The 20,187-nt window shown below is 52.8% G+C and carries 20 protein-coding genes and 1 pseudogene; 13 read left to right on the top strand and 8 right to left on the bottom strand.

Annotation, left to right across the window (positions count from 1 at the left end; translation table 11 throughout):
• Positions 1-37: 37 nt before the first annotated feature.
• Positions 38-517 carry an FxsA family protein gene (locus MT343_RS04530; RefSeq protein WP_145469666.1) on the bottom strand — a complete coding sequence of 160 codons (480 nt, stop codon included), beginning with the start codon at positions 515-517 and terminating at the stop codon, positions 38-40.
• Positions 518-801: 284 nt separating this feature from the next.
• Here MT343_RS04530 and MT343_RS04525 point away from each other — a divergent pair, with 284 nt between their 5' ends.
• Positions 802-1,293, top strand: a complete 492-nt coding sequence (locus tag MT343_RS04525; protein WP_230332742.1) for a GNAT family N-acetyltransferase — start codon at positions 802-804, stop codon at positions 1,291-1,293.
• Between the two features lie 826 nt (positions 1,294-2,119).
• Here MT343_RS04525 and MT343_RS04520 read toward each other — a convergent pair.
• Both MT343_RS04520 and rpe read right to left on the bottom strand, forming a co-directional pair.
• Positions 2,120-2,815 carry a phosphoglycolate phosphatase gene (locus MT343_RS04520; RefSeq protein WP_145469668.1) on the bottom strand — a complete coding sequence of 232 codons (696 nt, stop codon included), beginning with the start codon at positions 2,813-2,815 and terminating at the stop codon, positions 2,120-2,122.
• A 3-nt stretch (positions 2,816-2,818) separates the two neighbouring features.
• Positions 2,819-3,493: a ribulose-phosphate 3-epimerase gene (gene rpe, locus MT343_RS04515; RefSeq protein WP_145469669.1), complete on the bottom strand. Its 675-nt coding sequence runs from the start codon at positions 3,491-3,493 to the stop codon at positions 2,819-2,821.
• Between the two features lie 153 nt (positions 3,494-3,646).
• Here rpe and MT343_RS04510 point away from each other — a divergent pair, with 153 nt between their 5' ends.
• From MT343_RS04510 to MT343_RS04500, 3 genes are all read left to right on the top strand, one after another.
• Positions 3,647-5,029 (top strand): DUF3530 family protein, encoded by a 1,383-nt coding sequence (locus MT343_RS04510; protein WP_145469670.1) that lies wholly within the window; start codon positions 3,647-3,649, stop codon positions 5,027-5,029.
• An 81-nt stretch (positions 5,030-5,110) separates the two neighbouring features.
• Entirely contained in the window at positions 5,111-5,710 is a 600-nt protein-coding gene (locus MT343_RS04505; RefSeq protein WP_145469671.1) for a hypothetical protein, read from the top strand.
• A 37-nt stretch (positions 5,711-5,747) separates the two neighbouring features.
• Positions 5,748-6,485: an MBL fold metallo-hydrolase gene (locus tag MT343_RS04500; protein WP_145469672.1), complete on the top strand. Its 738-nt coding sequence runs from the start codon at positions 5,748-5,750 to the stop codon at positions 6,483-6,485.
• 73 nt (positions 6,486-6,558) lie between these two features.
• On the opposite strand, the gene ampE is transcribed toward MT343_RS04500, so the two are convergent.
• Together ampE and ampD are read right to left on the bottom strand one after the other, a co-directional pair.
• Entirely contained in the window at positions 6,559-7,434 is an 876-nt protein-coding gene (gene ampE, locus MT343_RS04495) for a regulatory signaling modulator protein AmpE (RefSeq protein WP_145469673.1), read from the bottom strand.
• A 9-nt stretch (positions 7,435-7,443) separates the two neighbouring features.
• Positions 7,444-8,001, bottom strand: coding sequence for a 1,6-anhydro-N-acetylmuramyl-L-alanine amidase AmpD (gene ampD, locus MT343_RS04490; RefSeq protein ID WP_145469674.1), 558 nt, complete (start codon positions 7,999-8,001; stop codon positions 7,444-7,446).
• Positions 8,002-8,131: 130 nt separating this feature from the next.
• On the opposite strand from ampD, the gene MT343_RS04485 reads away from it, so the two are divergent.
• The 9 genes and pseudogenes from MT343_RS04485 (at position 8,132) to yacG (ending at position 16,806) form a co-directional block, all read left to right on the top strand.
• The gene (locus MT343_RS04485) at positions 8,132-9,514 is read left to right on the top strand and encodes an alanine/glycine:cation symporter family protein (protein ID WP_145469675.1); all 1,383 of its coding nucleotides are present in this window, start codon (positions 8,132-8,134) and stop codon (positions 9,512-9,514) included.
• Positions 9,489-10,352: a carboxylating nicotinate-nucleotide diphosphorylase gene (nadC, locus tag MT343_RS04480; protein WP_145469676.1), complete on the top strand. Its 864-nt coding sequence runs from the start codon at positions 9,489-9,491 to the stop codon at positions 10,350-10,352. The genes MT343_RS04485 and nadC overlap by 26 nt, the downstream gene beginning before the upstream one ends.
• 34 nt (positions 10,353-10,386) lie before the next feature.
• On the top strand, positions 10,387-11,052 hold the full coding sequence (locus tag MT343_RS04475) for a hypothetical protein (protein ID WP_145469677.1): 666 nt from the start codon (positions 10,387-10,389) through the stop codon (positions 11,050-11,052).
• A 253-nt stretch (positions 11,053-11,305) separates the two neighbouring features.
• A pseudogene (locus MT343_RS19645) lies at positions 11,306-11,411 on the top strand (pilin); the annotation flags it as partial.
• Positions 11,412-12,084: 673 nt separating this feature from the next.
• On the top strand, positions 12,085-13,782 hold the full coding sequence (gene pilB / locus MT343_RS04465) for a type IV-A pilus assembly ATPase PilB (RefSeq protein WP_145469679.1): 1,698 nt from the start codon (positions 12,085-12,087) through the stop codon (positions 13,780-13,782).
• A 48-nt stretch (positions 13,783-13,830) separates the two neighbouring features.
• Positions 13,831-15,057, top strand: a complete 1,227-nt coding sequence (locus tag MT343_RS04460; RefSeq protein WP_145469680.1) for a type II secretion system F family protein — start codon at positions 13,831-13,833, stop codon at positions 15,055-15,057.
• Positions 15,057-15,935 carry a prepilin peptidase gene (locus MT343_RS04455; protein ID WP_145469681.1) on the top strand — a complete coding sequence of 293 codons (879 nt, stop codon included), beginning with the start codon at positions 15,057-15,059 and terminating at the stop codon, positions 15,933-15,935. The genes MT343_RS04460 and MT343_RS04455 overlap by 1 nt, the downstream gene beginning before the upstream one ends.
• Positions 15,936-15,951: 16 nt before the next feature.
• Positions 15,952-16,551, top strand: coding sequence for a dephospho-CoA kinase (gene coaE, locus MT343_RS04450; RefSeq protein WP_145469682.1), 600 nt, complete (start codon positions 15,952-15,954; stop codon positions 16,549-16,551).
• Positions 16,552-16,605: 54 nt separating this feature from the next.
• Positions 16,606-16,806 carry a DNA gyrase inhibitor YacG gene (yacG, locus tag MT343_RS04445; RefSeq protein ID WP_145469683.1) on the top strand — a complete coding sequence of 67 codons (201 nt, stop codon included), beginning with the start codon at positions 16,606-16,608 and terminating at the stop codon, positions 16,804-16,806.
• A 75-nt stretch (positions 16,807-16,881) separates the two neighbouring features.
• Here yacG and MT343_RS04440 read toward each other — a convergent pair whose 3' ends face one another.
• The 3 genes from MT343_RS04440 to MT343_RS04430 form a co-directional block, all read right to left on the bottom strand.
• Positions 16,882-18,405 (bottom strand): hypothetical protein, encoded by a 1,524-nt coding sequence (locus MT343_RS04440; protein WP_145469684.1) that lies wholly within the window; start codon positions 18,403-18,405, stop codon positions 16,882-16,884.
• Positions 18,406-18,639: 234 nt separating this feature from the next.
• Complete coding sequence (locus tag MT343_RS04435) at positions 18,640-19,578, bottom strand: DUF808 domain-containing protein (RefSeq protein WP_145469685.1); 939 nt, start codon at positions 19,576-19,578, stop codon at positions 18,640-18,642.
• An 18-nt stretch (positions 19,579-19,596) separates the two neighbouring features.
• Positions 19,597-20,133, bottom strand: a complete 537-nt coding sequence (locus MT343_RS04430; RefSeq protein ID WP_145469686.1) for a PadR family transcriptional regulator — start codon at positions 20,131-20,133, stop codon at positions 19,597-19,599.
• Positions 20,134-20,187 lie beyond the last annotated feature (54 nt).

Below are 20,187 nucleotides of genomic sequence, written 5' to 3'. Positions count from 1 at the left end.
GGCACACAACCTTTTCAACACCCCCGGTTAAAAAATTTCAGTCTTCGCGACGATATTCACCGTCGATAATGGTCGGACGGTGCTGATTCGGGTGAATACGGTCCGGTTGCTCGTTTTCGCCATAGACATCACGCGGGCCACGGCCTGCGCCCATGCCCCCCATCATCTGAGGTTTGAGCATTTTCAGCACCGAACCGGCAAAATGGCCACGCACGCCGGGCAACAACAGGGTAAAGCCGATAGCATCGGTGACAAATCCCGGAGTAATCAGCAAGGCACCCGCCAGTGCCAGCAAAAAGCCTTCCGCCAGTTCCTGTGCAGGTAACTGCCCTTCCTGCAGACGCTGACCAGCACGCATCAGCGTCGCCAGCCCCTGAGCACGCAGCAGGGTAACGCCAATAATGGCGGTAAGGAAAATAAGCGCCAGCGTCCACAGCACACCGATATGGGAGCCAACTTTGATCAGAACCGCCAGTTCAATCATCGGCACCAGAATAAAGATTAATAACAAAGGCACAGGCAGCTCCGTGAGGTCAGTGCTTGAATGGCCGCCGGGTCTGTTGGCTGACTGTGCAGCAGAAGATGGCGGGTGGTAACAGCTATATGGGATCAAGGGCGGAGATTACAAGGCAAAGGGGCTGGCTCAGGGCCTGTTAACACTAATTAAACAGGCCCTGGCGTCATAAAATGTCAACACTGCCGGTCATTCCACGCAGCACAGGATGCGATGCTTTACGCCACGGACCGGAACTCCTACAGTACGGCACTGCTGAGTATCTTATTAAATCCGGAATTGCTGTTGTGTCTGAACAATCTGAACAAATCGTTATTGCTGATCTGAACAATCCCCTTCATGCCAGCGCCATGATCGAGGTGCTGAACCACTATGCCGACGGCATTATGGGTGGCGGTGAAAAACTGTCTGACTTTACCCGTGCTAATCTGGCAGCTGAGCTGGCCAGGCGCCCGAATGTGCACGTGGTACTGGCCTTTATTGATGATGAGCCAGCGGGACTGGTGATTTCCATCGAAGGTTTTTCAACCTTCTCCTGCAAACCACTGCTGAATGTGCACGACGTTGCCGTAATGGAAAAATTCCAGGGCCGTGGTCTGTCAAAGCGCATTATGAATAAAACCGAAGAGATCGCCCGCGAACTCGGCTGCTGCAAGCTGACGCTGGAAGTGCTGGAAGGTAATAAGGTGGCGCAGAACGCATACCGCTCACTGGGTTATGCCAGCTATGAGCTGGATGCGGCCATGGGTAAAGCGATGTTCTGGCAGAAATACCTTTAAGCACACTACTGTCCACAGCCTGGAGTGACATCGCGTCACTCCAAATTGCAGCATTAATCGACGACTGTTTTTCAATCTGAAACGCCTTTCCGGGGCAAGCCCCTGGCCCCCTGCAAGGAGAGGTATCTCCTTCCGATCCTCTCTTTTCGGCGCGTCCGGCTTCATCCAGCCAACTGCAATGATTATGTGGCACGCAAAACAATTCGCCCCGGAACGACTCTTTTAAGTACCAACAATTTGTATCGTTCCGGGGCCGGGTTTTGCTCTGAAGGCCACAGAATCATCTGGTTGTCTGGCGCCGCACGATCGCCGGTTTGAGCAATCCGCTCAGCCGTATTCCAGAGGAAACCGTGTTTGAGACATGATATTTCAAAAATGCGTTTGATCTGAAAAACGGCATCGCGGTGACGGTGTTCTGCGCCTCTGGGGCCGCCGCAGAAACCGCTGATATGTCTGGTCTGTCCGCAGGGATGCGGACAAGCGGCTCCGGCCATGGATGGCCGATGAGGCGCGCGGCCAGTAAATATCAAGGTTTCAAGGACTATTTTGCCGGAGCAAAATGAACAGCCGAAGGCTGGCGCGTAGCGCGAAGGGCAAGGACGCCCGGAGTCTCACGGCCCAGAAAGCGCGAAGCTGGGGTCGGCCCGCCGGCAAGGGGATAAGTTCCCCTGGGAGGCAGCAGGCCTTGATGTTAAAAAATGCTGTTTTTGCTACTTATGGTGCTGATTAAAAACTGTGGGACAGCAGTGCCTTTAAGCCGTTTTCGGGCAGATAAAGAAAGCAGACAACAGCGGCGGTTAGGCCGCCGCTGTTAGTATTGATAGTATCAGCCGAGTAACTGCAGCAGATTATCCACCACCCAGTCAGGCCGGGCGCTGTGAATATCTTCGCCGTGGTTATAGCCGTAAGTGACGGCAACACTGGCAATACCCGCCGCTTTTGCCGCCTGAATATCGTTACGCGAATCACCGATCATCAGTGCCTGTTGCGGCGTCACATTCTGCGTCTGGCAGGCGTGTAACAAAGGCATGGCTGATGGTTTTTTCTCGGCCAGATCATCGCCGCACAACACCTGAACGAAGTACTCTTCCCAGCCCAGTGATTGCAGTAAAGGCAGGGTAAATAAACGCGGTTTATTGGTAATCAACACCTTGGGCACCGACACCTGCTGCAACCACTCGCTAACGCCCGGATATGCGCCGGTGGCATGATGCAGGGCATTCAGATACGCCTGATCGAACAGCGCCCGCGCCGGTTGCACATGCCCGGTGGCCAACGCCACGGCAGCCTGTTCATCACCGTCGCAGAGGGCGCGGCGGATCAGCATATCCGCACCGTTACCGACCCAGTGGCTGACGTTTTCTGTGCCGGCGGCTGCACGGCCAAGACCTGCCAGCATAATATCCACCGCGGCCGCCAGATCGGGCACACTGTCAATCAGTGTGCCGTCCAGATCCAGCAGCAATAACTGCGGGCCTGAAGCCACTGCAAAATGCGCACTCAGCGCAGCATTCCAGCGCATCCGTTACTTCGCCGCAGCAGCGATTTCTGCACGCATCTGATCGATAACAGTTTTGTAGTCCGGCGCATTAAAAATGGCAGAACCGGCGACAAACATATCGGCACCGGCAGCGGTGATTTCGCGGATATTATCGGCCTTAACACCACCGTCGATTTCCAGACGAATATCCAGACCCGATGCATCAATTTTGGCGCGCGCTTCACGCAGTTTATCCAGTGTGGCCGGAATAAAAGACTGACCACCAAAGCCCGGGTTAACCGACATCAGCAGCACCACATCCAGCTTATCCATCACATAGTCCATGTAATGCAGTGGTGTTGCCGGGTTAAACACCAGGCCCGCTTTACAGCCCGCCGATTTAATCAGCTGCAGGCTGCGGTCGATATGCTCAGACGCTTCCGGGTGGAAGGTGATATAGGTTGCACCGGCTTCAATAAAATCGCCGATCAGACGATCCACCGGCTTTACCATCAGGTGCACATCAATCGGTGCCTTGATGCCATGATTGCGCAACGCTTTACACACCATCGGGCCGATGGTCAGGTTCGGTACGTAGTGGTTATCCATCACGTCGAAGTGCACCACATCGGCTCCGGCGGCCAGTACGTTTTCAACTTCTTCACCCAGACGGGCAAAGTCGGCAGACAGAATGGACGGTGCAATCAGGAAGTCTTTCATCAGCGGTTCCGGCAAAGAGAAATTCAGCGCGCATTGTAAGGTCTGAGCGCGGCGAACACTACCGCCGGCAATACCATGTCAGCCACAGCCAGAAAACAGGAACGGCTTTTGCTGTAAGCCTGAAAAGCGTCAGTTTTTAAGGATTTTACACCCATGACGGCTCTCTCAGGGTTGCTGAAAAACCTGCTCAAAGCCTTGCCCGCTCTGCTGTTGCTGGGTAGCTGTGTGCTTTATGCCGCAGATGGCGACAACACCAATGGCAGCGGCAGTCCAAATAGCGGCAGCGGCAATAATGACAACAGCGGCAATGAGAGCGGTCAGCCAGTGCCGGCCAGTGACGCAGCATTGCCGGATACTGCAGAAGCACCCGCGGCAACAGAAGATCCGCAGTCACCGGAAGATCAGAATCAAACCGCCGTAAAGCAACTGCCGCGGGTTGTTCCGAATCCGGACGCCAGCCGCCATTACGGCCTGCTGCAATATCTGCAACTGCACAGCCGTGAATCCGAACTGGTCAGACTGGTTGCCGCCGAAAGTGAATTTTACGGCCTGCTGTTAACCGAAACCCGTGGCCAGCCTCAGGGCGGTGTGCTGATTCTGCACGACAATGGCCAGCACGGACACTGGCCGGAAATCGTCGCGCCGCTGCGTGAAACCCTGCCGGCTTATGGCTGGACCACCCTGAGCATCGAACTGCCGGAACAACCCGTAGCACAGCCACCGGCACGCACCAGTACGGCCGAATATACCGCCGCCGCCACGCCGGCAGCCACAGAAGTTCCTGAAGCAACCCCTGCCGACAATGCCGCAGCGCCTTCTGAAGCCTCACCGCCAGCGGCAACACCAGTCGCGGACAGCGTCGACAGCAATGGCATCAGTGCTGTCGAAAAAACCTCCAGCGACGGACAGGACAGTGCATTTAATGCCGCCGAACCTGCCTTACCAAGACTGAGCGGACTACCACCGTTGCCAACAACAGATGAACCGCAGACAGCGGAACCGGCAGAGAAAACGGACCCCAACGAACGCTACCGCGAGCAGATGCAGGACCGTATCCGGCAAGGCATCAGCTTTCTCAATCAGCGCGGTCAGCTCAATATTGTGGTGATTGCCTGTGGTAACAGCGCTAACTGGGCGGCTGATTTTTTACTGGCGCGCAGCAAGAACGGCGCGACAAGTAAAACGGCAGGCAATGCAGGCAGCCAAAGTAAAGCACAGGAGCGCGGACTGGCACTGATTCTGATTGATGCCCTGGATAACCCGCTGTCTCCCGTGCCACTGAATCAGCAACTGGTGCGGCTGGATCTGCCATTACTCGATCTGATCAGCGAGCAGAGCATCAGCCCTGTTTATGCTACTCAGCAACGCGCCGGCAGCATGCGGCATAAACAACGCCTGCAATATCAGCAAATCGAAATTCCGGCATTTGATCTGAATTACGACGACAGCAACCTGATCGTGCGCCGCGTGCGTGGCTGGCTGAAAACCAATGCTGCGGGCACTGAATTACCGAACCAGAAGATAACCGCGAACTGATCTGCGGAGATAACAGAAAAACTATCTATACTTTTCAGTATTCGCGCTCAGATACCAGAGCCTCTGCCGGACACACTGATTATGGCTACACCTATTTTTGTTACCGCTGCCAGCATTGCCGCCGAATTACATCAGGCCATGCTGGAAGCCAAAGGACTCGCCCTGACAGCCAAAAACGCCCGTGCGCTGGCCGTCCGAGCCGGTTCCAAAACCGTAGGTTTTAAGGCAATTACGCATTTTATTGATGAGCTGGCATCCGACATTATCCGCCAGTCGCAATATATTAACGGCGTCTCTGAGCATTTATCCCATAACGCGGTGGCTCTGTGGCGCGCCAGTACCGCCGCCGACAAATTTGGCTGGGTCGCCGACCAGCACAGCCAGAACCTCGGTTCGCTGACCGTTTCGATGCAGAACTGCTATAAACAGCGCGAGACGTTGTCGCAAACCCTCAGCCGTGGTCTGCGTGAACTGGAGCAACAGCTGGAAGAAGGCGATAAACACATCCGCACCGCCAATCTGATTGCCACTTCCAGCAAAGTAGAAGCCGCCTCAGCCGGTGATTTCCGCAATCAGCTGGAGGTGATTGCGCAAAATATTACCGATACCGCCGACAAAATCCGCGCTCACCTGAGCCAGGCCAGACGCCTGCTCGGGCAGCGGCAAAAACACACACAATAATCCGCAACGGACGATAAACAGGATAAGGAATCGCACTATGCTGGCAACCACTCTGTATGAAGACGGTGATCACCGCTGGATTATGTTCGGCCGCGACCCACATAAAGCCGAAGGTATTATCGATACCAATCAGTATCTGATTCAGAGTGGTGATCAGACCATTCTGCTGGATCCGGGCGGTATTGAGCTATTCGCCCCAATGTTGTCAGCGGTATTAAAATTCGTACCCGCCGAACAGATCACACATTTATTTGCCTCGCATCAGGATCCTGACATTATCTCGTCGCTGGGTTTATGGGATCAGGCATTACCCAATGCCAAGCTTTACTCCCCCTGGTTATGGGAAAGTTTTATCCGTCACTTCGGTATGGAAAAAATAGAGTATTGCTCAATTCCGGATGAAGGTATGACGCTGAATCTGGGCCGCATTCAGCTGCAGTTTATTCCTGCCCATTATCTGCATTCTTCCGGCAATTTTAATGTCTATGATCCGAAAGCTAAAATATTAATGAGTGGCGATATCGGAGCAGCGATGGAATCCACCGATGCTCCGCTTTGGGTCGACAATATGAGTACGCACATTCCCAAAATGCGTAAATTCCACCAGCGCTGGATGCCGTCGAATGAGGCAAAGCTGGACTGGGTTCGTCGCGTACGGCAACTGGATATTCAGATTATGGCACCACAGCATGGCCGCTTGTTTCAGCCGCCCTATGTGCACGAATTTCTGAACTGGTTTGAAGAGTTGCCAGTCGGCATTGCCATCAAAGGCTGAAGGTAAGAGACAATAATGCTGCCCTGACCGTGCATTAAGTACTATCAGGGCAGCGACTTTTAAGCCGCTGTTACTACAGCAACCACCCCCCTACCGTGGCCGCAGCGATCATAACCATCCAAATAGAGACACTGCGCAAATGCAGCTGATGCCATTCATCCAGCTCCCGTGCCGCCGCCTCACCATCGTCAGCAACGCTATGCCATTTTCTCTGCTCACCGTTATGGGATAACGCACTGCTGGCGACGGAAAACAAAATATCGGCGCCACTCGCTTTCAGCTGCCATAAATACCCCTGCCAGACCGGCAGGGCACGCATAAAATTACCCGCCAGACCATAAGTAAGCCCTAACAGACGAACCGGAATCCACTCCAGCCAGTGCAGGTAACGCCAGGCTTTCTGATCACAGTCGCTGGCGCGCGCATACTGCACACTGAACCAGGCCAGCAATACCCCGGCGACATCGGCAATCATGTACCAGAAAACCATCAAGAAAAAATATTCGAACCAGCGATGCAACAGCGCTTTAATTACCTGCTCGTTCATCTGCCCGGTATCTTCCGTCACGCTGACTTCCGGTACCGCGAGGAATTTTTCAGCACAGTGGTAAGCGCCCTGAGTATCCCCCTGTTGCAAATCTTCACGGTATTCCTGCAGGTGCCGCTCAATACCGATGTGCGACAGCACATAAAGCAACAACAGGATTTCCAGCACAAAGCTGATTAATCCCCAGGCAAACTGCTCCATATACCAGAACCCGCCCGCCAGCAGCAACGCAGGAATAACCACGATCAAAGCGTATTTTACGTGGCGCGGGATACGCGGAAAAAAGCTGCGCGGCAGCCACAGGCTGAGCCAGCGCGCAAAGGTGCGGCTGCGTGTACTGCGCTGCGGCAAAGGTAATTGCGATTGCAGTACCAGTGCGATAAAAACGATCAGAAATTTCATAACAGCCTCTCAATCTCCGGACGAAGCCAATAAACGGAGTAAATGTTGCCAGTCGAATGCCGGGCCCGGATCGGTTTTCCGCCCTGGCGCAATATGCTCGTGCCCGGTAATACGCGCACCGATAGCAGGATAGGCCTGCTGCAACGCTCTGATGACAGCAGCCAGCGTAACGTATTGCACCGCACTGTAGGCATCGGTGTCCGTACCCTCAAGCTCAATACCTACAGAATAGTCGTTGCAGTCTTCCCTGCCGTTATAAACCGAACGCCCGGCATGCCAGGCGCGGTCATTAAAATTCACAAACTGGGTTACGGTTCCGTCGCGCTCGATCAGTAAGTGACTGGAAACCTGCAGAGAAGCGATTTCGGCAAAGTACGGATGCTCATCGACCGGCAATTCATTCTGAAAAAAACGCTGCACATAACCACCACCAAACTGGCCTGGCGGCAGGCTGATATTGTGAATCACCAACAGACTGATCTCACCCTCACTACCGGACGGGCGCGGGCCAAAGTTCGGTGACGGACACCAGCAGGCACTATCCAGACGCCCCTCACTCACTTTCATGCTTGTGCTCCCGGATACCATGAACAAAGTCGACACCTTAACGCTTTTTAGCAGTGTCGTCAGTTTGGCAGCCTCTGCCACAACCTTTATAGTGACCGCTGACATAAAATGACAATAAAGAGAGAGCAGCATGCTGGAGTTTATTAAGACGATTAATGGCTGGGCCTGGGGTGCGCCCATGCTGTTTCTGATCGGCATCACCGGCCTGTATCTGACCATCGGCCTGAAAGCTTATCCGATCCGTAATATCAAACGCGGTTTCGTCTACCTGTGGACCAACCGCGAAGGCAAAGGTCAGGGCGAAATATCCGGTTTCAACGCCCTGATGACCTCGCTGTCAGCCACGATCGGTACCGGAAATATTGCCGGGGTTGCCACCGCGATTGCTTCCGGTGGGCCAGGGGCGCTGTTCTGGATGTGGCTGATTGCCCTGCTGGGCATGGCTACCAAATACGCTGAAGCCGTACTTGCCGTTCATTACCGTGAACGCAACGAACAGGGCCATTATGTTGGCGGCCCCATGTACTACATCCGCAACGGCCTTGGCCCGAAATTCCGCTGGATGGCATTAATCTTCGCTTTCTTCGGTATGCTGGCAGGCTTCGGTATCGGTAACGGCGTACAGGCCAACTCGGTCGCCGACGCCCTGCACGATGGTTTTGGTGTGCCGGAATGGGCGACCGGCGTAGCTATCGCCATTCTCGTTGGCATGGTTCTATTAGGTGGCATTCGCCGTATCTCTGAAGTGGCCGGTAAGCTCGTCCCTTTTATGGCGATTGCTTACATACTTGGTGGCCTGATACTGCTGGTGATCTTTGCCGACCGGGTACCACAGGCAATTGAACTGATTATTCATCACGCCTTTAACCCGACAGCCGCAGTGGGTGGCTTTGCCGGCGCAGCGGTCTGGGCTGCTATCCGCTTTGGTGTGGCCCGCGGCGTATTCTCTAACGAAGCCGGTCTGGGCAGCGCGCCGATTGCCCACGCCGCCGCTCAGACTGACAATCCGGTGCGTCAGGGCAGCATTGCCATGCTGGGTACCTTTATCGACACCATCATTATCTGCACCATCACCGGGCTGGTGATTGTCGCCTCCGGTGCCTGGCAACTGTGCCCGCCCGAAGTCGCCGAATGTGTCGCCGGCAAAGGCTTAAGTGGCGCCAACCTCACTTCCGCCGCTTTCGCCCTCGGCCTGCCCGGCGTTGGTAACTATATTGTGACCCTCGGCCTGGCGATTTTTGCCTTCACCACCATTATTGGCTGGTCTTTTTATGGAGAGAAATGCACAGAGTACCTGTTCGGTGTAAAATCCGTGCCCATTTTCCGGATCATCTGGGTTTTGGCCATTCCGATCGGTGCAACGCGTGAACTCGACGTCGCCTGGCTGATTGCCGATACCCTCAACGCAATGATGGCGCTGCCAAACCTGGTTGCCCTGTTACTGCTGAGCCCGGTCGTCTTCAAGCTGACAAAGAGTTTCTTAAACCATGGATCTGAGCCTGCATCAAAATGATATCGCCACCATCGTTGCCCGTGCGCTGGAAGAAGATGTGGGCAGCGGCGATATTACCGCCCGTCTGATCCCGGCAACTCAGCAAGCCAAAGCGCGCATCATTTCCCGTGAGCGCGCCATTGTTGCCGGACGCGCCTGGGTAGATGAAGTATTCCGCCAGCTCGATCCGGCCGTCAGCGTGATCTGGCGTGTATCTGAAGGCCAGTGGGTACGCCCCAACCAGACGCTGTTTGAACTGCAGGGCAGTGCCCGCTCGCTGCTGACCGGCGAGCGCTGCGCCCTGAACTTTCTGCAAAGCCTGTCCGGCACTGCCACCCTGTGCCGCTTCTATGCCGACAAAGTGACCGGCACCGGCGTTAAGTTGCTCGATACCCGCAAAACCATTCCTGGTCTGCGAATCGCACAGAAGTACGCCGTCAGCGTCGGCGGTTGCTTTAACCATCGTATTGGCCTGTACGACGCTTTCCTTATTAAGGAAAACCACATCATGGCCGCCGGTGGCATCCGGGCGGCGATCAGCCAGGCTCATGACATTGCCCCTGGCAAACCAGTCGAAGTAGAAGTGGAAACCATGCAACAGCTGGATGAAGCTATCGACGCCGGTGCCGACATCATCATGCTCGACAACTTTAATCCTGAACAAATGCGCGTTGCCGTTGTCCATGCCAGACAGAAAAGTCAGGGCCGCCCTAACGGCGTGGTAAAACTGGAAGCTTCCGGCGGCATTACCGATACCAGTCTGCGTGCCTATGCCGAAACCGGCGTGGATTACATTTCTATTGGTGCTCTGACCAAAGACTGCAAAGCGATTGACCTGTCGATGCGACTGGTAAATTAACAATCGCCATAAAAAAGATTTCAAAGGCATATAAATGAATATTACTTCGTACAACCGTTATCAGGCTTTTGCCGTTCACCTGGCGGTCAGCTTTTTTATTTTTCTTATTCTGTTGTTGCTGGTGTTTTACGTCTGGTATCCGGGTATTTTCTTTGAGTCGGAAAAAGGCTGGAAAGCCATTGCGTTAATCGCGGGTGTCGATCTGGTTCTCGGCCCGCTTTGCACCCTTATTGTTTTTAATCCGGCGAAAAAAAGTCTGAAGATGGATCTGGCTGTAATTGCGTTATTGCAGGCCGGCGCACTGATCGCCGGTAGTTACCTGATACATGAACGCCGGCCGGTGGGGTTTCTGGTATTTAATCCGGAAAACGGAGCAATAACCCTGTATGCATCAAATATTGACAAAAGTACCCTTTCATACATCGCCGAACAAAATACACCATTGTTCTATTACCAAACTGCTTATGATCGTCCCGTAACAGGCTCAGTGAACGCGTCGGATTTTTCAATCAGTAAAGACAATCTTCTCCCGTTCAGTAACGAAATATTACGGGATAAGACGTACTCTGATCGGCCATCAGTATTTCTAAAGCTCGATGCTGGTGTCAAAGATACTACCTACATCCTCATCGATAAGGATAAAAACCTGGAAATCACTCATTTATCTCCACAAGATGGCCAGGCCACTACCGGGCATTGACATGCTTAGCCATCACCGGACAAAACACACTCAAAAGTGACAATATTTGTCACCTGGTTTTTCCGTAACTACTTCACAGATCATTGAGATAGCGCACAAATAGGGCTTGCGGAGGCTCCGCAAGCTTGGCACACTCTTCGCACCATCTAGCATGAATGGCTCTGACCCGCAGGCGTGTCGCAGACTGAAATACAGTCAACCGTCACCAAACGAGTCAAGAATTAAAAATCTCAAATCGAGTGGAGAATTCCCTATGTTAAAACAAGTTCAAAAAGGTTTTACCCTGATTGAATTGATGATCGTTATTGCGATTATCGGTATTCTGGCCTCTGTGGCTCTGCCTGCGTATCGCGAATACATCGTCACCACCAAAATGAGTGGTATTTTTTCTGCTGTTAGCTCTGTACAAACAGCAATCAATTCGAACTACTCCGACAAAGGCGAAAACTGGCTCCTGGCAACAAACGGTGTCGGCAGTATCAGAGCCGTGGAATGTCTCTATAGCCCATTGAATACAGCTCAATCGTGCTGGCAAACCGTATATGGAATGCGTGCAGCTCCAGATGCAGACCGCATTGATGGCGTTGACACTAATGATGGCGTGTCTATTCTGGAGGGTGCTGCCATTCCAGCAGTAACTTGTACAGGGTTCCCTCTGGCATATCCTGCCGCCCCAACAGCACCTAATATTTACGTTCAAATCAATCTGGACGGATCTATTGATGCCGATATCGACGGAACTATCGACTTGATTCCTCTGTACATAGCAAACCGTCCACAAACACTGGCGTGGGCTGCAACTGCAACCGGCGCGCTCGCAGCTGGTATAGATTTGGCTGGTGTTGCATGCAAGTGGATGCATGAGAACGTCAACTCAGACTTCGCTACCCAGCTTTAATAGCTAATAAAACCCCGCTCTGGCGGGGTTTTTATTGCCTGTGCTCCCCCTCTTACCACGCCCAATCTCTGGCTTATCCCCACGCCCTCTGGTATGTTCTGATACAAAAAGCACAATGCCTTTGGGGAATCTCTATGGCCGTCTTAACCGGCTTACCACGCCGTATCGTTGAGCAGAATCTGGTGAACAGTCAGCAGGCTCAGGAAATCATCAATAAGGCAAAGCAGGACAAAATCAGCTTTGTTGCCGCCGCCGTTGCATCGGGTTACATAAAATCACGCGCCATTGCACTGCTGGCTTCTGAAGAGTTTGGTCTCCCCCTGTTGGACCTCAGTGCCTTTGATTTTGATCTGATGCCCAAAGAACTGGTCAGCCGGGAGCTGATCGAGAAACACCGGGTGCTGCCACTGTTTCAGCGCGGAAACCGTCTTTTTGTTGCGCAAAGCGACCCATCCGCCATGCTGGCAATCGACGAAATCAAGTTTAATACCGGCATGACCGTTGAAGCGGTACTGGCTGAAGAAGATAAACTCGGCAGTGCCGTCGATAAGTTTCTGGCCGCTAACGACAACAGCTTTGGTGACCTGGACGGCGAGCTCGACGATGTGGATCTGGAAGACCCGGACGCCCGGGATAAAGCCCAGGAAACCGAGAAAGATTCCTCCGGCGACGACGCTCCGATCGTACGTTTTGTCAATAAAATGCTGCTCGATGCTATTAAAGGCGGCGCTTCCGATATTCATTTTGAGCCTTATGAAAAGCGCTACCGGGTACGTTACCGTACCGATGGTATGTTGCATGAAGTCGCCAGCCCGCCAGTCAACCTTGCCGGCAAGATTGCTGCGCGCTTAAAGGTGATGTCACAGATGGATATCTCTGAGCGGCGTGTTCCCCAGGATGGCCGTATCAAGATGAAGCTGTCCAAAACCAAGGCCATCGACTTCCGCGTCAATACCCTGCCAACCCTGTGGGGCGAAAAGATCGTACTGCGTATTCTCGATCCTTCTTCAGCCAAACTGGGGATTGATATGCTCGGCTATGAAGCCGATCAGAAAACCCTGTATCTGGATGCCCTGGCCAAGCCTCAGGGGATGATTCTGGTTACCGGCCCGACCGGCTCCGGTAAAACGGTATCCCTGTATACCGGTCTGAATATCCTTAACGTGGAAGGCACCAATATATCCACTGCCGAAGACCCGGTGGAAATTAACCTCGAAGGTATTAACCAGGTAAACGTGAACGCCCGCGTAGGCCTCGACTTTGCAGCGGCTCTGCGTTCCTTCCTGCGTCAGGACCCGGACGTGGTGATGGTAGGGGAAATCCGGGATCTGGATACTGCCTCCATCGCGATTAAAGCAGCCCAGACTGGTCACTTAGTGCTTTCCACACTACACACTAACAGTGCTGCCGAAACCCTGACCCGTCTGGCCAACATGGGCGTGCCCTCGTTCAATATTGCCACCTCCGTCAGTCTGATTATCGCTCAACGATTAGCACGCCGCCTTTGCCCAAGTTGCAAGGTTCCGGCAGAAATACCTAAAGAGCTGCTTTTGGAAGCTGGCTTTACGGATGAGCAGCTGCAAACCGCTGAGATTTATAAGCCGGTTGGTTGCGAACAATGTAAAGGCGGATACAAAGGCCGTGTCGGTATTTATGAAGTAGTTAGAATAACCGATGCCATCTCCCGTATTATCATGGAGGGCGGTAACTCGATTGAGATTTCTGATGCGGCGCGCAAAGAAGGCTTTAACGATTTGCGTACATCGGCGCTGCAAAAGGTTGCCCAAGGGGTTACCAGCCTGGAAGAAGCTAACCGGGTAACCACCGACTAAGTTTTACGGCAGCCTTTGTGCTGCCCATAGCATGGATACAACAGCACAATGGCTAAGCAAATAAAGAACAGCGCCTTTGCCTGGGAAGGCATCAATCGCCGCGGCCAGACGATTAAGGGCGAGATGAGCGGCCAAAATGCCGCTATGGTCAAAGCCCAGCTGCGTAAGCAGGGTGTTAATCCGCTGAAGGTCCGTAAAGTTGCACAACCCCTGCTGGGAATGGGTGGGCTGGGCAAGAAAAAAATCAAATCCGCTGATATCACCTTTTTTACCCGACAGATGGCGACCATGATCAAAGCTGGTGTTCCTCTGGTACAGTCATTTGATATCGTGGCCGATGGCATTGATAACCCGTCGATGAAAGAGCTTATATTGGGTCTGCGTGATACCGTTTCTGCCGGTAATGACTTCGCCTCTGCGCTGAAACAACATCCTGAGTACTTCGACGACCTGACCTGTAATCTGGTCGAGTCCGGCGAGCAGGCCGGTGCGCTTGAAGCCATGCTGGAAAAAGTGGCTATCTACAAAGAAAAAACGGAAGTACTGAAAGCCAAAATCAAGAAGGCGATGACCTACCCCCTTGCAACTCTGGTAGTGGCTTTCGTGGTAACCGCTATCCTGCTGATTAAAGTGGTACCAACCTTTGATGATATGTTCCGCAGTTTTGGTTCACAACTGCCGGCACCGACACAGTTTGTGGTTTATCTGTCCGAACAGGCGCAGGCCTATTATCTGCATGTATTGGGCGTTCTTGCCGTTGCCGGGGTGTTCTTTTCACAGGCAATGAAACGCTCACCGGCTTTCCGCAATAACTTTGAGCGCCTCACCCTTAAGCTTCCCGTGTTCGGCGATCTTATCCGCAAGGCGGCGGTTGCCCGTTATGCCCGGGTTCTGTCGACCACCTTTGCTGCGGGTGTGCCCTTAGTAGAAGCACTGGAGTCGGTTGCCGGTGCGGTAGGCAATGTTGTTTACCGCGAAGCCGTACTGAAAATCCGTGATGAAGTATCCTCTGGCCAGCAGATGCACTTTGCGATGCGTTCGACCGGTGTGTTCCCCAATATGGTGGTACAGATGACCAGTATCGGTGAGGAATCCGGTGCTCTTGATGCCATGCTGGATAAAGCCGCCACTTATTTCGAAGATGAAGTGGATAACGCAGTCGACAACATGACCGCTCTGCTGGAGCCTATGATTATGGCATTCCTCGGTGTGGTAATCGGTGGTCTGATCATCGCAATGTACCTGCCAATCTTCGAGATGGGTAAAGCGATCTGATGAAACTGCTGCAACTGCTGGCCGACAACCTTGTCTGGCTGGCTATTTTTATCACGCTGTTCAGCCTCCTTATAGGCAGCTTCCTCAATGTCGTGATACTGCGCTTTCCGGTCATGATGTTCCGCAGCTGGAAGCAGGATTGCCTGGAAATGGACAGCAATCTGCCCAAGCACCCGGCCATTGACGATCTGAGTAAGCCCTTCAACCTGTTAAAGCCTGACTCACACTGCCCCAAATGTCAGGCTCCGGTAAAAGCCTGGCAGAATATTCCGCTGCTGAGCTGGGTCTTACTGCGCGGTAAGTGTGCCGGTTGTGGCGCCCCTATAGGCCTGCGTTATCCGGCGGTGGAAATTGCCACCGCCATTCTGAGTACGGCGTTATTACTGGTGTATCCCTGGGGCTGGCAACTGGCCGCTATGCTGGTGTTCACCTGGCTGTTAATCAGCATGTCGGTGATTGATATCGACCATCAGATTTTGCCCGACACCATGACGTTAAGCCTTCTGTGGCTGGGTCTTCTGGTCAATAGTCAGGGATTATTTACCGATCTGGAAAGTGCGGTATACGGCGCAGCTGCAGGCTATCTGGCATTGTGGAGCGTGTTCTGGATCTTCAAGCTGGTTACCGGCAAAGAGGGAATGGGTTACGGTGACTTCAAATTGCTGGCCGCCCTTGGCGCCTGGCTCGGCGTTCAAAGCCTGCCGCTGATCATCCTGCTCTCTTCCGTGGTGGGCGCTGTGGTTGGTATTGCCGGCATTATTATTCTCGGACGGGACAAAAATGTTCCGATTCCTTTTGGCCCCTATCTGGCCGCCGCTGGCTGGATTGCCGCCCTCTGGGGCAATGACATCAGCCAGTGGTATCTGGGCCGTTTCTGACAGGTAATAATCAGCGATGTGGGTTCTGGGTTTAACCGGTGGAATTGGCAGCGGCAAAACCGCTGCCAGTGACTTTTTTGCCGGCAAAGGTATTACTGTGGTCGATGCCGATATTGTCGCCCGCGAAGTTGTTGAGCCTGGCCAGCCGGCCTGGCAGGCAATCAAGGAGCATTTCGGCGAACAGGCACTGCTGGCGGACGGTAGTCTTAATCGTGCCTGGCTGCGTGACAAAGTTTTCTCCGAGCCGAATGAACGTAAGTGGCTGGAATCCCAAACTCACCCGCGCATCCGCGACAGTATTATCCGCCAGTTGCAGCAAGCAACCTCTGCCTATGCCATTCTGGTGTCGCCCCTGTTGTTCGAATCCGGCCAGGCATTATTAACACAACATACACTGCTGATTGATGTGCCGGTCGATATTCAGATTGCGCGGGCCACTTCCCGCGACCAGAATAACGCCGATCAGATCCGCCGCATTATCGCTGCACAAATGCCTCGCGATGAACGCCGTGCACGCGCCGATGATATTGCCGATAACAGCCTGGGGCTGGCTGAGCTGCACCAGCAACTGGAACTGTTACACAACAGCTACCTGTTGCGTGCAGCCTCACTATAAAATCGTCAGCAACAGCGCTGGCTGACATGCGAGTAGCAAACCTGTGAGAAACCCATGAAAGTAAACTGCCCGACCTGTAAAAAAGACGTGGAATGGATTGCGGAAAACAAATACCGTCCATTCTGCTGCGAACGCTGCAAGCTGATTGATCTGGGCGAATGGGCCAGCGAAGGTCATGCCATTCCCGGCAAACCGGCTGATGAAGTACTGATGTCGGAAGAATGGCAGCAGGAACAGAATAAGCCGTATAACTGACAGGTTTCACTACCCAATAAAAAGGCGGGCATCTATCCGCCTTTTTTGCTCTATAAACCACCAAAAGCTTGATGATTAATCCAGAACCCCATCAGCATCACCATCGCGATATACAACACCGCTAAGATTCAATCCTGGTAGCTGAGCAGTTGTCCCAAAATCCCAATACTGCACACTATCCCCACTACTATCAGTATAGCTGTAGGAATCCCATCCATTGAATATACTATTTCCTCCTGCCGGAGCCGCCTGCTGCAAATCTGCCTGAGTGTGATAATACCGGGCTCCAGGTAGTCCTCGTCCTGCAACATCTGAAACCAGCCCCGCACGATCAAAAGCCCAGTAATTCGATGTTAAGGTAACACCTCTTGTAGGCGAGCTCATATCATAGCCCATTAAACCACCGCGATAGCTTGCACTTAAAGCACCTACGGCATAACTGCCAGTGATCTCCATTGGGTATGATTCGGGATTCGCTGTGCCAATTAACCCTCCTGCGTAAGTAACTCCTGAGCTATCAACGGTTACAGATGATGTTGAATAACTCAAGTACACTCCACCATGCTTAAGATAGCCAACCAGTCCACCAGCTACCAAGCCATCAGAAATAACTTCCCCTGTCGCAAAGCACGCTGTGAAATGGCTGTTTACCGCATAGCCAACCAATCCCGCCGAATGGTGATTCCCGGATACTTTGCCAGTAGCATAGCTTCTGACAAAGATGGCATTATTTCCCTGACCAACAAGCCCGCCAAAACCATAATTACCCAAGCCTCCAGATACCTCACCGAGAGAAAAACTGTCTTCAATCAATCCGTCAGAAAAATATCCGACCAACCCGCCCACTTTATCACGCCCGGCAGAAACATAACCCGAAGTAAAACTATGGGAAATAACTAAGTTGGTTCCGGAGAATCCTCGGGCTGCCCCCACCAATCCTCCCACTACATAACTATTCCCCGTCACATTAGCAACAGAGGAGGAGTGTTCAAGACGACCACCATCGTATTTCCCGATTAACCCACCAACTATGTCTGATGATCCCGATACTTTTCCGGATGTAACATGGACATTAGATATATCGGTTAAAATAGCAGCACCAGCCAGCACACCTACAGATGAAGTACCGCTCAGTTCTAAGAGTGGTCCAGACAATATCAGATCCGTCACAACGGCATTTCTCAGGGCGCCAAACAACCCTGTCTGGCCTGAAGTTCTGCTGATGAATAAATTGTTAATCACATGTCCGTTTCCGCGGAATACTCCATAGAATGAGGAGATAGGGGCCCACCCGATACCGGCATTCCAATAAGCATCCTGATAGTCGAGAAGGCCATCACCACTGGTATCAAAATCCAGATCGGTGGTCAGCTCAAATCCATTACAACCGCCGGCCGGACAACCTAAGTCAGAACCATATAAGGTCGTTCCATAAATATTACGGCGAATTTCATCCAAATCAGCCAGATCGTTAATTTCAATCAGTCCGTCATCATCTAAGTCATAATCGCCCCTCCCAGAATCAGCGTGGCTCACGCCTCCGAGAGTTGCAATTAGACCCGACAAACAGACTTTCCTGAATAAATTAGACAGCGACATTAAGTATTTCCTTATATAACGTTACGTATACAAAATTGCTTTTGATACAGAATCCTAAAACTAACAGCCTTATCAGCCCTCTAATAACAATTTTGTTTTTATTGTGATCGGCAGCACATAAACTGAATCATCGAATGTATTGAAGAACGCCTATAAATAAGGCGGATGTACTACACTAGCTTAATAGGCGGCAAAACACCGCTAAGAATCCCCAACAGGAGTTATTACGCGGTCTTAATGACCGCGCAGTTTTGTCCATACAGACACCACAGCAACCAAAACAGCTCCGGCCAGCAATCCCACCAGCAGGTTAAATACCAGCGGCAGTAATGCACTGCTGATATCCGCCAGCCATGGCAGCGTTGCGCCCCAGCTGTGAATCGCCCAACCGGATGCCGAATGCGCCAAATGTTCCAGCTGTGGTACGCCGTGCATCAGAATACCGCCCCCCACCAGAAACATCGCCAGCGTGCCGACCACCGATAAGGTTTTCATCAGCCACGGAGCCAGAACCAGCAAGCCACGGCCGACGCCCTGCAGCAGACGATTGCTCCGTTCACTGAGATACAGACCGGCGTCATCCATTTTCACAATCGCCGCCACCAGGCCATAAACGCCAAAGGTAAACAGCAGGGCTAAGGCCGAGACAACCAGCACCTGAGTGGTAAAACTGGCCTGAGCAACCGAGCCCAGCGTAATCACAATAATTTCTGCCGAAAGAATAAAATCGGTGCGTATCGCGCCTTTGATTTTTCCCTGCTCAAACGCCAGTAAATCTTCAGAGCCATTGAGCAACGCCTGCTGCAATTGCTGTTTGCCAGCTTCCGCCTCTTTGCGGTGTAAAAAGCTGTGCAGCAGTTTTTCAACGCCTTCAAAACACAGATAAGCGCCGCCCAGCATCAGCAGAATCATCACCGCCCAAGGAGCAAACGCACTGATCAGCAGTGCTGCGGGAACCAGAATCAGCTTGTTCTTCAATGAGCCTTTGGTAACCGCCCACACCACCGGCAACTCACGCTCGGCACGTATACCGGAAACCTGCTGCGCATTGAGCGCCAGATCATCCCCCAGCACGCCGCTGGTTTTCTTGGCCGCCATTTTCGACATCACAGCCACGTCATCCAGTACCGTGGCAATATCGTCCAGCAACGCTAATAAACTTGCACCCGCCATTGTTGTTCCTTTTTCAATTTATTGGTGATTCAGAAAAGCGTCGACTTCATCTGCCCAGTCGAGCCAAGCCTGCACGGACAGAATGCCGCGACGCAAAGTAAGGTATGGAAAGCGGTAACGCTGCCGCTCAGTTTCAGGCAACGCCAGATAATGCTGTTCAATCGACAACAGCGCTGCCCGGTTCTGCTCATACAGTTTGCGGTGATGGGCGATATCCGCACGGATAGCGTCCGCTTCACGTAAATGGCCACCATACAAACGCACCAGCAGACTGTCATTGACCTTCTGCGGCTTGCTGGTTTCAGCCAGCCAGTCAAGCAAGGCATCATGGCCCGCCGGCGTTAGTTCGTACACCTTGCGGTCCGGCTTCCCCTGCTGAGGCTCGGTGCGCAGCGCCAGCCAGCCGGCTTCGTGCATCCATTTAAGCTGCTGATAAATCTGCTGATGACTGGCATTCCAGAAATACCCCATATGCTCACGGAAACGCTTCAGCAGGTCATAGCCTGAGCCCGGCTCGGTTTCCAGCAACACCAGAATGGCGTGTTTCAGCGACACTGTGTTCTCCTTAATTTTCGCCGTCATTCTACCTGTCCGGGCTTGCATCGCCTA

Origin of the sequence: Venatorbacter sp. C2-1 (assembly GCF_022832715.1) — a bacterium.
Classification (GTDB): domain Bacteria; phylum Pseudomonadota; class Gammaproteobacteria; order Pseudomonadales; family Oceanobacteraceae; genus Venatoribacter; species Venatoribacter alkanivorans.
The sequence above is the reverse complement of the archived record's forward strand: the minus strand, read 5'-3'. Positions and strand labels throughout refer to the sequence as shown.